The 13,691-nt window shown below is 64.0% G+C and carries 14 protein-coding genes and 1 tRNA gene; 8 read left to right on the top strand and 7 right to left on the bottom strand.

Features of this window, described 5'->3' with window-relative positions:
• Positions 1–32 precede the first annotated feature (32 nt).
• The gene (gene rio1 / locus EA462_RS11835) at positions 33–905 is read right to left on the bottom strand and encodes a serine/threonine-protein kinase Rio1 (RefSeq protein ID WP_124178778.1); all 873 of its coding nucleotides are present in this window, start codon (positions 903–905) and stop codon (positions 33–35) included.
• A gap of 61 nt (positions 906–966) precedes the next feature.
• Positions 967–2,787, bottom strand: coding sequence for a helicase C-terminal domain-containing protein (locus tag EA462_RS11840; RefSeq protein WP_124178779.1), 1,821 nt, complete (start codon positions 2,785–2,787; stop codon positions 967–969).
• Positions 2,788–2,977: 190 nt separating this feature from the next.
• Between EA462_RS11840 and EA462_RS11845 the strand changes: the two genes are divergently transcribed.
• Positions 2,978–3,066, top strand: a tRNA-Arg gene (locus tag EA462_RS11845).
• A gap of 40 nt (positions 3,067–3,106) precedes the next feature.
• On the opposite strand, the gene EA462_RS11850 is transcribed toward EA462_RS11845, so the two are convergent.
• Positions 3,107–3,352 (bottom strand): DUF7561 family protein, encoded by a 246-nt coding sequence (locus EA462_RS11850; protein WP_124178780.1) that lies wholly within the window; start codon positions 3,350–3,352, stop codon positions 3,107–3,109.
• Between the two features lie 319 nt (positions 3,353–3,671).
• A complete protein-coding gene (locus EA462_RS11855) occupies positions 3,672–4,028 on the bottom strand; it encodes a hypothetical protein (RefSeq protein ID WP_124178781.1) in 357 nt (118 codons plus the stop codon).
• A gap of 155 nt (positions 4,029–4,183) precedes the next feature.
• Here EA462_RS11855 and EA462_RS11860 point away from each other — a divergent pair, with 155 nt between their 5' ends.
• The 4 genes from EA462_RS11860 (at position 4,184) to EA462_RS11870 (ending at position 9,175) form a co-directional block, all read left to right on the top strand.
• Positions 4,184–5,710, top strand: coding sequence for a carboxypeptidase M32 (locus tag EA462_RS11860; RefSeq protein WP_124178782.1), 1,527 nt, complete (start codon positions 4,184–4,186; stop codon positions 5,708–5,710).
• 166 nt (positions 5,711–5,876) lie between these two features.
• Positions 5,877–6,038, top strand: coding sequence for a DUF7563 family protein (locus tag EA462_RS17320; protein WP_165872055.1), 162 nt, complete (start codon positions 5,877–5,879; stop codon positions 6,036–6,038).
• A 90-nt stretch (positions 6,039–6,128) separates the two neighbouring features.
• Positions 6,129–8,036 (top strand): UvrD-helicase domain-containing protein, encoded by a 1,908-nt coding sequence (locus tag EA462_RS11865; RefSeq protein ID WP_124178783.1) that lies wholly within the window; start codon positions 6,129–6,131, stop codon positions 8,034–8,036.
• Positions 8,033–9,175, top strand: a complete 1,143-nt coding sequence (locus EA462_RS11870) for a M24 family metallopeptidase (RefSeq protein ID WP_124178784.1) — start codon at positions 8,033–8,035, stop codon at positions 9,173–9,175. Before EA462_RS11865 ends, EA462_RS11870 begins: the two co-directional genes overlap by 4 nt.
• 20 nt (positions 9,176–9,195) lie before the next feature.
• On the opposite strand, the gene EA462_RS11875 is transcribed toward EA462_RS11870, so the two are convergent.
• Entirely contained in the window at positions 9,196–9,456 is a 261-nt protein-coding gene (locus tag EA462_RS11875; protein WP_124178785.1) for a DUF7533 family protein, read from the bottom strand.
• 162 nt (positions 9,457–9,618) lie between these two features.
• Here EA462_RS11875 and EA462_RS11880 point away from each other — a divergent pair, with 162 nt between their 5' ends.
• A complete protein-coding gene (locus EA462_RS11880) occupies positions 9,619–10,221 on the top strand; it encodes a riboflavin synthase (protein WP_124178786.1) in 603 nt (200 codons plus the stop codon).
• A 54-nt stretch (positions 10,222–10,275) separates the two neighbouring features.
• On the opposite strand, the gene EA462_RS11885 is transcribed toward EA462_RS11880, so the two are convergent.
• Complete coding sequence (locus EA462_RS11885; protein WP_124178787.1) at positions 10,276–10,626, bottom strand: hypothetical protein; 351 nt, start codon at positions 10,624–10,626, stop codon at positions 10,276–10,278.
• Between the two features lie 147 nt (positions 10,627–10,773).
• Positions 10,774–11,781, bottom strand: a complete 1,008-nt coding sequence (locus tag EA462_RS11890; RefSeq protein ID WP_124178788.1) for a PrsW family intramembrane metalloprotease — start codon at positions 11,779–11,781, stop codon at positions 10,774–10,776.
• Positions 11,782–11,875: 94 nt separating this feature from the next.
• On the opposite strand from EA462_RS11890, the gene EA462_RS11895 reads away from it, so the two are divergent.
• On the top strand, positions 11,876–12,250 hold the full coding sequence (locus tag EA462_RS11895; protein WP_124178789.1) for a DUF7532 family protein: 375 nt from the start codon (positions 11,876–11,878) through the stop codon (positions 12,248–12,250).
• Positions 12,247–13,689: a DUF402 domain-containing protein gene (locus EA462_RS11900; RefSeq protein ID WP_124178790.1), complete on the top strand. Its 1,443-nt coding sequence runs from the start codon at positions 12,247–12,249 to the stop codon at positions 13,687–13,689. Before EA462_RS11895 ends, EA462_RS11900 begins: the two co-directional genes overlap by 4 nt.
• The last annotated feature ends 2 nt before the right edge of the window (positions 13,690–13,691 follow it).

The raw sequence follows: 13,691 nt of genomic DNA on the forward strand, positions 1-13,691 counted from the left end.
CGAGAACGTTGGCCGTCACCACTCGCGCCAGTTCACCGCGAGGGGTCCGGCTCGGGGTTCGTCACGAACTCGAGCAGTTCGTCGGGATCGGTCTCGACGCCCTGTCGGGCGAAGTAACTCGAGACGTTCTCACAGTCTCGTTCCAGGAACTCGCGGCTGTTTGGGTGGTGGACGGTGACGGCCTGTCCCAGATCGATAACGACGAGTTGGCCCTCGTGGAAGACGACGTTGTACTCGCTCAGGTCGCCGTGAATAATGCCGGCAGCGTAGAGTCGCCGCATGTACTCACGCATGACTTCGTAGGCCGTTCGAGGGTTCTCGATGTGAACCTCGCCCAGGCGCTTTGCGCGTCCGTCTTCGTTCCCGATGTACTCCATCACCAGCACGTTTCGCTCGGTGGCGATCGGCTCAGGTACGCGAACGCCGGCCCGCTTGGCCCGCTCTAGATTCGCCAGTTCCTTTTTCGTCCAGGCGAGGACAACGTCTTTTTTGTTCCCACCGAGCCCCTCGAATCGAGGATCGCCCTCGAGATAGTCGCGCATCTGCCGGAAGCTCGAGGAGTTGATCCGATAGACTTTGACCGCGACCTCGTGATCGCCAGCGAGGGCCTGATAGACGTTTGCCTCCTTGCCCGTCGAGAGGGGACCGCCGAAGGCCTCGACGTGTCCGTCCTGGACCAGCTTGTACAGCGCCGCAAGCGTCGCGTCGTCGAACACCGACTGCTCGACTTTGAACTGGTCTGCGTCTTTGATTCGCTCTTCGAACTGCTCGAACTTCCGATCGCGTTTCCGAGCGATCCGATCCGCTTCGGTGTCCGAGACGTCGATCTCTTCCCACTCGTCGCCCGGGGTCTCGCCGTCCTCGAGTTCGACCAGTCCGAACTCCGCGTCCGTTCCCTGTCCCATCTACCGTGGTATCGTGACCCAGACGGGTAAAGTACCGGGTATCCACCCCGACAGAATCAGTTTAACCGTCGGTATCCCAAACGTCGGCCAGCGGACTGGACGACGAAGACGATCGTAGCGACCGTCTCGAGTCGGTCCGCGAGGGGGGTTCGCTCGCGTCCGTACGGCCCCCGTGACGCCGGTTCGAACGACCGGAGCCGTCGTGAACCTCGCTGAGCGCGGCTTGCGGGTCGAACGCCGGTAGCGACGGCTGCTCGAGTCGGTCGACCTGGGCGTCGAACCAGTCCGGCACGTCCGTCCGCGCGCGCTCGAAGAGATCGAGGAGGCTCGAGTCCGCAAGGTAGGTCGCACCGTAGTCGTCGGGAGCGCGGACGACTCTGCCACAGGCCTGGATAACGGTTCGCAACGCGGCCCGGTAGTACCACGCCCACTGATCAGCCTCCAGACGATGTGCGACGCGCGAATCGCTCGTGTTGAGAAACGGTGCCTTACAGATGACCTGAAACCGACAGAGATCTCCCTTCAGATCGAGCGCCTCTTCCATCTTCACGGAGAGGAACACGTCGGGATCGTCGCTCGCTTTCCAGTCCTCGAGATCGGCGTCTCGGCCGTCGCGGTCGTGAGTCCTGATCCGATCACCGACGCCAAAATCGGTCAGAAGCTGAGCGAGTCGTTCCTGGATGTCGTAGGAGTGGGCGTGGATCAGCCCCTTCTCGTCCGGGTGATTCTGCATGATCCGAACGATGACTCGAGCGAGCTTCGGCGTCGTCTCGTCTCGGTGTTCGTAGGTCATTTTCCCCTGGGTGACGTCGTACAGTGGCCGATTCTCGACGGGGAACGTGTGGCCGACGTCGACGAGGGCAACGGTGTCGGGATCGAGACCGACCTGTCGACAGAACGCCGCCTTGTTGAGGATGGTTGCCGACAGCAGGGCGAACCTGTTGCCACGGTCCCAGACGGTGTGTGCGAGGTACTTCTCGGGATTCATCGGCTTGATCGTCAGCGGACCGCCCAGCGCTTCCTCGTCGTCGGTCGATGCGCCGGAGTTCGGCTCCGACTGGTCGACCAGCCACGTCGTCGGACTCTGAGGGTCGCGGAAATCCGAGACGAACCACTCGAGTTCACCGATGAGTTCCTGCAAGCGATCGCGTTCTCGAACCTCGCCCGGAGTGAGCGACTGCTGTGCGAGCAGGTCGTCCTTCCTGCGGGTGCACGTCTGTGCCAGGTTTTCGGCGTAACGAACCGCTCGTTCGGTTCGATCGATCTCGGGGACGCGCAACTCCTCCCAGAACGGTACCGTTCGGGGACCCAACTGGATCGTCGCGTACATCTCGGCCCACTCCGCGAGGCCGTGAGCTTCGTCGACGACGACGACGTCACGCGTTCGAAAGACCTCACTGCCGGCGGTTTGCATGAAGTACGCGAGCGTCATGGCCGCGATCTCTCGGTTCGACGCGATCGCTCGATCGGAGAAGTACGGACAGCGGTGTTTGACGGAACAGTCATAGCCTCGCTCGCGAACGCAGGGTGCCTGATTGACCGGCGTGTCGCGTTCGTCCGGCAGGATACAGGTGTAGTTCGACTTGCCGCGAATAACGCTCAGATCGGCCAACAGGTCGTCGCTCGCCACGTCGTCGAGCTGTGAGACCTGTGGGGTCGTGTAGTAGGCACCCGTCGCATCGCTCGGGTCGCCCTCCGCGACCGTACGCGCACAGCCGGCGACGGCTCGTGCGAGCAGGGACTTGCCGCTCCCCGTCGGTGCACGGACGAGCACGACGTCGTTTCCGGCCGCGAAGGCGTCTCGGATGTCTTGGAGAGCACTCTCCTGATTCCCGCGGTAACTCGGCGCGGGAAACTCCTCGAAGATCCGCTCGGGGTTCACCGTTCGACTCACGGACCGGATCCGCCCTAAAGGCTACGAACCGTCGCTCGTGATGAGAGCGATCCGGTTCGTGGCGGTCGATCGCGGGCTCGGAACCACCGACTATCCAACGGTCACACCACGAAACCACCGGCTACCCGACGGTAGTAGACCGATTACAAATACGAACTCGGCCGATCGTTCGGTGTACGGAAGGGTCGCTCAGCGGAAGAGCACCGCGGTGCCCATCGGGTCCGTGGCGGCACTTTGCCTCGTGGCGTTCGAATCCCACCCCTTCCGCTCTCGAATCGCGCACTGAACGGCGTTTTTCCCCGGTTTGTCACGGCTCGCGGAGCCGAGACGTTTCTCCGTCGACTGACTCGAGCCGATCGACGTCCGCAACGGACGGCTCGTCAGGTAACGCCGCGAGACACGGATAACACAGCAGGTGATCCGTGCCGTCATCGAACTCGAGCGTCATCGCGGTGCCGGCGCTGCCGTCGTTCTTTCCGAACGTCCAGACGTTCGCCATCCCACCGGCGACCGAGACCGCCCGGCCGCAGCCGTCACAGGTGTCCCGTGCCATGGGTGAATCTGAGTTCCGAGCCGTGAAAGTCGTTCCCCCGATCACGACTCGCCGTTCGGGGAACGACAGTTCGGCTGCCATACGACTGCTGTAACGAGGGACAACCGCGACGCGTCTGCGGTTGCACCGGTAACGACGTACAGCAGACCCTACCAGTGGCCGGCAGCCGCCTGACGATCGCTCTCTGCAGCCCGGTCGCCCGAACGAGGGCGCACCCACGTCTCGCGCTCTGACGGAGCCGAAACCTCGAGTCGAGGGCCGATCGACGACGGTCCGAGTTTCGTTCAGCCGGAGAGAGGTGAGCGCCTCGACCGGTCCGTCACACGCCCGGCACGCCGATGGCGTCGAATCCGGTGATACCGACCGCGGCGAGGACGTACAGCGCGATCAGGACCGTCACCCACGCGACGAGGCCGATCATCGCGGCTGCCGTCCAGTCGCCGGGATACCGGACGTTGACCACCGCAACGTAGGCGACGAGCGCGAGAAGCGGACCCAGCAGTGGGATCCAGCCGACGAAGAAGCCGACGACCGCCCAGACGATCGCTCCGATCAGAGCGGTGACGATCGCGTGATCGTAATCGCCCGCTCCGACGATGACGCGCGCGCCGACGTAGATGCCGAGCGCGCCGATGAGCAAACTCGCGAGGAACACGACGGCCGATGCGAGAACCATACGGTTGGAGACGTCAGTGTCGACGAACAGTTCTTGGCTTGCACTGTCCGTCCGCGTATCACTATCCGTCGACGGATACGACCGCGAGCGTCCCGTTCGGGATCGCGACTCCGGAACCACGAGGTTGATACGCGTTCCCGTGATAGCGCAAGGAAATGGCGAGCGAGCACGCCCAGAACGACCCAAGCGAAACCTACGACGAGTTCGAAACGCGAGTCGAACGAATCTCGAACGTGAGCAACGCGGCCGGAATCCTCCGGTGGGACCAGGAAGTCGTGATGCCTGCGGAGGGGACACCCGCGCGTGCACAACAGCTCTCGACGCTCTCGTCGATCAGTCACGAACTCCTGACCGCCGACGAAACCGGGAGGTTACTCGAGGAACTCGAGTCGGCCGACCTCTCGGCCGACCGTTCGGCGGTCGTCCGCGAAGTTCGCCGTCAGTACGACCGCGAGACGAGCGTTCCGGGCGAACTGGTCGAGCAAATTTCGACGGCGACCACGAACGCCCACCCGAAGTGGAAGCGGGCCAAAGAGGAAGACGATTTCGAGGCGTTCGCACCGGTTCTCGAGGAACTCGTCGAGTTGAAACGGGAGTACGCCGAGTGCATCGACCCGGACGCCGATCCCTACGAGGTGCTGTTTTCGGAGTACGAACCCTACATCGATCTCGAGACCGCAGAACGGGTACTCGAGCGTCTGCGCGACGAACTCGTTCCGCTGATCGACGCGATAGACGACAGCGATTCCGAACTGACCACGGACGCCTTCGCCGGCGCGTTCGACGACGACGATCAGGAGGCTCTCGCGCGTGACGTCCTCGACGCGCTGGGCTACGACTGGAGCCGGGGCCGTCTCGACACCGCACCGCACCCGTTCTCGTCGGGCACGCAGTTCGACGCGCGCGTAACGACTCGCTTCGAGTCCGAGGATCTGCTGGGATCGATCACCTCGACGATCCACGAGTTCGGCCACGCGAACTACACCCTCGGGCTTCCCGACGAGGGCTACGGAACGCCGCTTGGCGAGGCGCGAGATCTCTCGGTTCACGAGTCACAGTCGCGCCTCTGGGAGAACCACGTCGGTCGCTCGCGCCCCTTCTGGGAGCGGTTCCTGCCGATCGCTCGCGAGCGGTTTTCCGAACTCGAAGACGTCACTCCCGAGGCGGCCTACGAGTCGGCCAACCAGGTGTACGACGACAACCTCGTCCGGGTCGAAGCGGACGAACTCACCTATCACCTCCACATCGTGATCCGCTTCGAGATCGAACGCGACCTCGTCTCGGGCGACCTCGCGGTCGAAGACGTTCCAGAGGCCTGGAACGACAAGTACGAGGAGTATCTCGGCATCCGCCCCGAAACCGACAGCGAGGGCTGTCTACAGGACATTCACTGGTCTCACGGAAGCTTCGGCTACTTCCCGACGTACTCCCTCGGGTCCGTCCTCGCCGCCCAGCTGTACGCCGCCGCGGCGGCCGATCGAGGCGAGTTCGACGGTCGAATTCGCGAGGGCGAGTTCGCTGATCTCAACGGTTGGCTCCGCGAGAACGTCCACCGACACGGCAAGCGCTACACCACGCCCGAACTGATCGAGCGAGCGACCGGAGAGGCGCTCACCGCGGACTACTTCCTCGAGTACGTCCGGACGAAATACGGCGAGCTGTACGATCTCGAGGCGTACTGAGCGACGTCGGTTCGATATCGACTTCCGCTGGCGCTCGAGCCCGAGCGTTCGTCTCGTCGAGGGGGTATTCGGCGCGAATCTCGGGACCATCGGTCGGATATTTTCACTCCTGATTGTTCGATACAATTATATGATGGTGCGAACGAATACGTTCACGGAGAAGACAATGCCGAACTGTCAGAACTGTGGTGCGTTCGTGACGGACGCCTACGCTCGTGTGTTCACACCCCGCGGTATCGACGAACCGCGCGTCTGTCCCGAGTGCGAGGACAAGATTCGTGACGGAGCCGACGTTCGCTCCGCCCGCTCACCGCGCAACCGAGAGTGATCGGTCGATGATCTCGACGAATTCCTCGCCCGATTGCCTCTCGACGAAAACCCACGTCACTTATGAGCGTCGCTCCCCTGAACAGCTATAATGGCTACAACGGAGACGAAGGTGACCCGGTTGTTCGGTGGTCCGGGAAGCGGGAAGACGACCGCGTTGCTCGACCACGTCGAAGAAATTCTCGAGCAAGAGGGCGTGACGTTCCGGGACATCCTCGTCGTCTCGTACACGCGGGCAGCCGCACAGGAGATTCGCGAACGGCTGGCGGATCGACTCGACGAAAGCCCCCGTGCGCTTCAGGGAAACGTCTGTACGATGCACGCGAAGGCGTACGATCTTCTCGATCTGTCTCGAAGCGACGTTATCGGTGAATCCGATAAGGAGGATTTCTGCGACGAGTACGGCCTCGAGTTCGAAGACGAGTACAGCGGAGCAGGCCGTCGAACCGCCCGGTCGACGACGATCGGCAACAAGATCATCGCGACGAGTCAGTGGCTCCAGCGAACCCGCCGGGAGGTTTCGGACTGGTACGACGTCCCCTTCCAGTGGGATGTCGAAGAGGTCAGGCTCCCGCCGGAGATCGACCCCAACGCACAGGAGGGCAACAAGTACACGCCGACCTGGCCAAGCGCCGACGATCGAATCGACGTCCCCGAAGCGATTCGCGCCTGGCGAACGTTCAAGGGAGAACAGGGAAAGATCGGCTTCGCGGACATGCTCGAGCGCGTCAAACAGCGATCACTGCTTCCGAGCGTGGACTATCTGGTGATCGACGAGTTTCAGGACATCACCACCCTTCAGTACGACGTCTACACCGAGTGGAAACCGCACATGACAAAAGTCCTCATCGCCGGCGACGACGACCAGGTCGTCTACTCCTGGCAAGGTGCGGATCCCGCGTTGTTGCTCGACGAAGACGTCGACGAGGACGTCATCCTTCCGAACTCCTATCGGCTTCCCTCGAACGTGCTCAACGCCGTCAATCAGGAGATTCGTCACATCGATCAGCGCCAGGACAAAGACCTAAACCCCCGCAAAGAAGGTGGGGCGGTCGAGGCTCGTCGAAACGCGTCGATGCTCGACGTCGTCCGGATGGTCCGGCAAACGCTCGCATCGGGCGACGGCACGATCATGATCCTGTTCCGGGCACGCTACCAGATGTTCCAGTTCATCGATGAGTTCATCACCGAAGGTGTGCCGTTTACCTCGCTGACCGATCAGCGGATGTGGACCGACAGGCTCACCCAGTACGTCAAAGCCGTCGAAGCGATCGATCGCGGCGAAGACGTCACCGGCCTGCAAGCTCGCCGGCTCGCGGATATGCTCCAGGATTCGGCCTTCGGAAGCAACGAGCGTGACGGCCTGTTCGACGAGATCGACGACCGACAGGAAGAATCCGGTATCGACGACCTGGAGGAGCTTCGGATCCCCGGATCCGTCATCGAAGACCACGCGCCGTTCATGCCCGGTCCCGCCTCGGCATCCGACATGGTCAGGAAGGTCACCAACTTCCAGAAAAAGAGCGTTCGCTCGTACTTCAGCATCGGTGAGTACGCGGGAATGGAGACGGACCGCGTCCGCGTCGGGACGATTCACTCGGCAAAGGGCCGCGAAGCGGACCACGTCGTCGTCGCGACCGACCTGACCGAGAAGGTCGTCGAACAGATGGTCGCCACCATCGAAGATCGGACCCCGTCCGAGGGGGCGACCGACGTCGATTCGACCGGCGGCGTTACCGGTATTCCCGGCTGCGAGGAGTTCACCAAAACGACGTCGCCCGTCCCTATTCTGACGGACAACGAACGCCGCGTCTTCTACGTCGGCATGTCTCGAGCGCGCGAACGGCTGGTTCTGCTCGAGAACCTGGTCGACGGCGCGCCGACGCTTTCGATCGACGTCCTACTCAACAATCGACTCACCGAAACCAGCCTCGAGGACCTGATCGAGCAGGCCCAGCTACCGGACGAAGCCGAAGAGATCGAAGCCGAAGCGCCGTGACCGAGGGATCGACCACTCGGACGCCACAGCCATCGATTCGAACGGCTCTCGAGGAGGATATTCGGGTGGAACTCGAAGCCAGCGACGCGGCGGCGTACGTTCACGTCGGACCGACGCGCGATCCCGGCGTTCGATACTGTCTGGCGGCGCAGGCCTCCGGTCGGGGCGGTCACAGTGGCGAAGACGGGTTCGCGAGCGATAGAAGACCCCTATTCGAGGCGACCGTCTCTGCGCTCGCCTTCGACGGCGAGTGGATCGTCGAGACTGCGCCGCCGCTGTCGTCGACCCACCCCGCACAGAACCTCGCCGCCCGGCTTGCCGAACGCGTCGACGGCGAGACCGTTCTTACGCCGGCACACATCCCACACGACAGCGCGCTCCACCTCGAGAACAAGGGGTTCTCGCTCGCCTCGACCGACGTCGTCGCTCGGGGACGGGGAACGAAAACCGCCGACGAACGAGCGCGTATCGAACGCGCCCAGCGAGCGGCGGGGAGGGGTATTCGACGGGCGGCGTCGCTGCTCGCGGACGCCACCGTCGAGAACGACCGCCTTCGTCTCGAGGGGGCGGAGCTGACTCCCGGTCGGCTGCGGATCGCGATCGACGAGGGGATCGTTTCGGCCGGCGGCTATCCGGCGGGGAACACGACCGTCGACCCCGGAGCCGACGACGGACCGCTTCGTTCCGGCGATCCAATCGTTCTCGGGGCGAGCCCACGCGGAGCCGCGGGGTACTACGGCGGGCTCGTCCGAACGCTCGTCGTCGACGGCGAGGGCGGTCGAGAGCGACGCGCTCACGTCGGCGTCACCCAGTCGTTTCGATCCGCGCGAGCGATGCTGACGGCCGGAGCGGAGTCCGTCAGGTCCGTCGAGACGGATCTCGAGGCGGAGATCCGTGCGTTTGGCGAAGACGACGCGGTCGAAACCCGCGTCTCCGGCGTCGGACTCGAGGCGATGGAACGTCCCGTCGACGGCGGCGATAACGTCGAACCGGGAACCGTCGTTCGGCTCGAAGCCGCGGCTCGCGTCGGCGGGAACGGCTGGATACGGATCGCGGACGTCTTCGCGAAGGGTGAAGACGGCGTCGACCGGCTCGAGGCACCGTCGAGGTCGCTCGAGCCGTCAACCGTCCTCGAATAACCCGTTCGTTTTCGTCGTCGTTATCGATCTTGCTCGGGGTCGGAATCAGGGTCCGGGTCGCTCGCAACCGTGGAGCCGACTCGCTTTGCGACCAGTTCCGGAATATCGGTCGGCATCGTCAGTCGCCGCTGGACGACCACGAGCGCGACCGCGAGCCCGAGGAGGATGCCGCCGGTCGTCGTCTCGCCGCGGACCAACAGAAGCTCGAGGCCCGCGAGAGCGGCTGGAATCGCGAGAATCAACACCCCGGCGAGTTTGATCGTATCGATGAGGCCTGCCATTGTCCACCGATAGCGCGCGAGGGTGCAAAAGTACGGCGGCAACTCCGATCGAAAACGCGACCGGGGTTATCGCGAACGCGAGAAACGCGGTGGAGGTCATCACGAACGCGTGATGCATGACGGCGTCGGAACGCATTTATTCGTCGGCTGGTACCTCCGAGTATGTTCACCGGAATCGTCGAGGAGACCGGCGAGATCATCGCTCGCGACCGGAGCGACGACGGACTTCGGCTCCGGATCGGCGCGGACGGGGTCGCGACGGGACTCGAGCACGGACAGAGTATCAGCGTCAGCGGCGCGTGTCTCACCGTCGAGCGAGACGAGGACGGGGAGTGGTTCGAGGTCTTTCTCGCGACCGAAACCCTCGAGCGAACGTACCTGGGTGAACTCGAGGTTGGCGACGCGGTCAACGTCGAGCGTGCGATGCCGGCCGACGGGCGTTTCGACGGCCACGTCGTTCAGGGACACGTCGATACCGTCGCGACGATTTCGGACGTCGAGTCCGTCGACGAGGACTGGTTCTTCGAGTTTTCCCTCCCGGCGGGGTACGAACGCTACGTCGTCGAGAAGGGATCGATCACTCTCGACGGGATCAGCCTGACCGTCGCGGATCTCGAGGACGACGGGCGCGTCACCGTCGCTATTATTCCGACGACCTACGATCTCACGACCCTCTCCGAGAAATCGGTCGGTGATCCGGTTCACCTCGAGGTCGACGTGCTCGCGAAGTACGTCGAACGGCTGCTCGAGACTCGAGTCGAGTGAGCCGACTGGTCGGTGCGATGGAGTGTGATCGGAGTCTCGCGCTCGACCGACCGATCAGGCACCGGGGACGCCGAAGGCGTTCACGCCGAGTCCGAAGAGGCTGTTGAGGACGAACAGGATGGCGAAGGCTGCGAACCAGGCGACCGCACCGATGATCGCAGCGTTGACCCAGCCTCCGGGGTACCGCCAGTTGATGACCCACACCCAGGCCACGAGCGCGATGAGCGAACCGAAAAGCGGTATCCAGGCGGTCAGTGCCCAGGCGATCGCGCCGAAAAGCGCCGTGACGACGGCGTGGGAGTAGTCTTCGACGTCGAGGACGAGACAGGCGCTGACGTAGATCGCCAGACCGCCGACGAGCAACGCGACAACGAACGCGACGACAGAGCCGATAATCGGAACCATCGTCGGATCGTTCCGAGTCACTCCATATAAATACTGGCCGTCGTTGTCGAGCTCGCTGCCCCGATCGAGTTGGACGCGACGGCGCAGTCGCGAAAGCCCAACGATGCGGGTGCGAAGGGATTCACTGGTGCGATCGCGGGAACGGATTCACCGCGTCGGCGGCTCGAACTCCGTCAGCTCCGGACTCGAGGCGTCGTCAGTGTCGTTCCTGACGCTGCTGTAGGTCCGGCGGTACCGGACGATCTTTCGGTAGAGGTAGTAGCCGATCGCGAGATCGAAGAGGATCACGTAGCCGATGAACGCGAACTCGAGAGGGATAGCGGCCAGCGAGGCGATGACGTCGGGAACGACGCTGACGGTGGAGTTGTAGGTGGCGTGTACCACCGCGGCGATCAACAGCCCTTTGACGACGAGGGGGCCGGCGTACTGCGGATTGAACTTCGCGAGCCCGAGATAGTAGCCCGCGATGGCGGAGTAGATGACGTGGCCGGGACCGACGAGCGCACGAACCGTGGTGATACCGGTCGCCGCGGTGTACAGTCCCATTTCGGTTTCAGAGACCGTCTCCGCGATGTAGATCGCGTTCTCGATCGCGGCGAATCCGAGACCAGCGATCGCACCGTAGACGGCCCCATCGATGACCGCGTCGAAGGACTCGCTTCGGTAGGCGAAGACGCGAACCGCGAGCAGTTTGACCGTCTCCTCGACGGGACCGACGATCAGGAAGAAAAAGAGCACCGTGCCGACGAGCGGAATCGCCTCGAACCACGGTCGCGTTACGGAGTTGACGACCGCGGCGAACGTCGCGAACAGAACTGCCAGGACGAACGTCGCGACGAGCAGTCCGATCGGCTCGTTCGACGTGATGTCCGTATACCAGATGAATCCGGCGAGCAACGCCGCGGGGACGACCGAAAGCCCGAAGAAGAGACCGAGCAGCGGCTGCTCGAGGACGAGAATACCCGGTTGAACGAGCAACAGAAGGGTGATCGCAAGAGCGACGGCGAGGACGATCGCGCGGAGTCCGTAGTTGATCGCGTTGTAGATGCTGTACGCCAGCACGTCGAGGAACGATCGCGGCTCCCACGTCGAGACGTCATAGAGGTCGGTCGACTGCTGATCGGCTCGTTCGACCGGATCTCGCCTGCGTTGCATGCCATCCGGTACGTTCTCCTCTCCGGTAAGCGTTCGGAGCGGCGGAGCGGTCCGACTCGGAATTAACAAAGGCGTCCCGTCCCTACGACCGGGTATGCACTTCGATCAGCGAACACAGCGGGCGCTTCGGGACGTCGGCCTCGAGACCGACGAGCTTCAGGCGGCCTCCGAATCGGTCGTCGACGCGGTCGAGGCGGACGCCGCGGCGCTCGAGGCGTTCTTCGACGCCCACGACGTGGTTCACTCGGATATGGATATGGCGCACTCGGCGTCCGAGCATCCCGAACACGCGGTCGAGCGACTCGATCTCACGACGCACGCAAACGAGATGCGCGGCTGGCTCCGGTTCGATAGCTGGGGCGCCTTCGTCGAGAACGGCCGAATTCTGGACGACGATCTCGTCGAGTTAACCCTCGGTCCGACGATCCACGACCGGGTCCGCTTTGCGCCCGACCGCGAGACGCTATGACGACGGTCCGGATACGCGGCATCTACGCGACCGCGATCACCCGATTGCTCGAGCAACGCGGCTTCGAGATCGCCCAGGCCTCGGAACCGATTCGGGACCGGTTCGACGAATCGTTCGCGACCGCCCCGGCGGACGTCACGATCGACACGACCCGCGATCGACAGGGACTCGAACTCTCGGGCGTTCCAGAGGAGGTCGAAGCGGTCGCGACGGCGCTCGAAGACGTCTCGATCGACACCTTTCGCTGGGCGGACGACGTTCCACGCGGTGCGGTGTTCGACGCCGAGGTGGTAGCGGCGAGCGGCGGGAGCGGTGCGGTCGTCGATCTCGGAGACGATAGGCGTGGCTATCTCCCGTACGACGCCGTCGACGGCTACGTCGACGACGGAAGCCGCTATCGACTCCAGGTACACGAACCCGCGCCACCGTGGGACGACGACCGACCGCTGGTCGAACCGACGCTCGAGGCCCGGGGCGATCTCTGTACGCTCTCGCGGGATCGACACGGCGTCTCGGCGGCGGTTCGCGGCGCTCGTGGCGACGAACTCGTCGGAATGACCGACCTGCTGTCGATCGACCGACCGGAGGGGTGGGGGGTTCGCTGGCAACCGCCGGCGGCCGAGGCCGATCTCGAGACGATGACGACCGCACTGGAGCGCGGCGTCGAGCGAGTACGAACCCTCGAAGACGGTCTCGCGGACGCACCTGGCGAACCCGACGAGCCGGATCGACTCCTGGCTCCGGGAGAGACCGAGTGGATCTGGTTCGGCCGCGAGTCGCGGTTCGAACTGGACGACGTCCGCCGCGACGTGGAGACGACGATGCCGGGGCACCACCGGACGAAGGCCGCCGACCGGGCCGCAAGCGCCGCGGTCGACTTCACCGAGTCGGTGACCGCCTCGATCGCGAGTGATGGCGCGTTCCCGTCGGCCGATTCGTTTCCGTTCGAGACGGTCGCCCGTCAGTTCGGTCCGACGGTCGACGATCGCCTCGAGATCGGCCACGGCAAACCCGACGGCAGGCTCGTCTCGCTCGGTCGCGGCGAGGTCACCGACTGGGGGCCCGACGGAACGCTGACGCTCGAGCGGTCGATGCGCGGTGGCGGGACGTACGACGCACTCGACGTCCCGAAGGAGGACGGCGACGTCGCCGTCACGAAGTTCCGCGAGGGGCGGTGGTGGTATCCGACGACGTACAGAACGGCGGATGGCTCCACGAAGGGAACGTACGTCAACGTCTGTACGCCAGTCGAGCTGTTCCCGGAGCGGATACGGTACGTCGACCTCTACGTCGACGTGATCAAGCGAGCCGACGGGACGGTCGAGGTGGTCGACGGCGACGAACTCGAGGCCGCGGTCGACGACGGACTCGTCAGCGAGGAGCTCTCCGAGCGCGCGCGAAGCGTTGCCGCGGCGGTCGAGCGCGCATTCTCGAACTAAGG

It is taken from the genome of Natrarchaeobius halalkaliphilus (assembly GCF_003841485.1).
In the GTDB taxonomy this organism is placed as follows: Archaea; Halobacteriota; Halobacteria; order Halobacteriales; family Natrialbaceae; genus Natrarchaeobius; species Natrarchaeobius halalkaliphilus.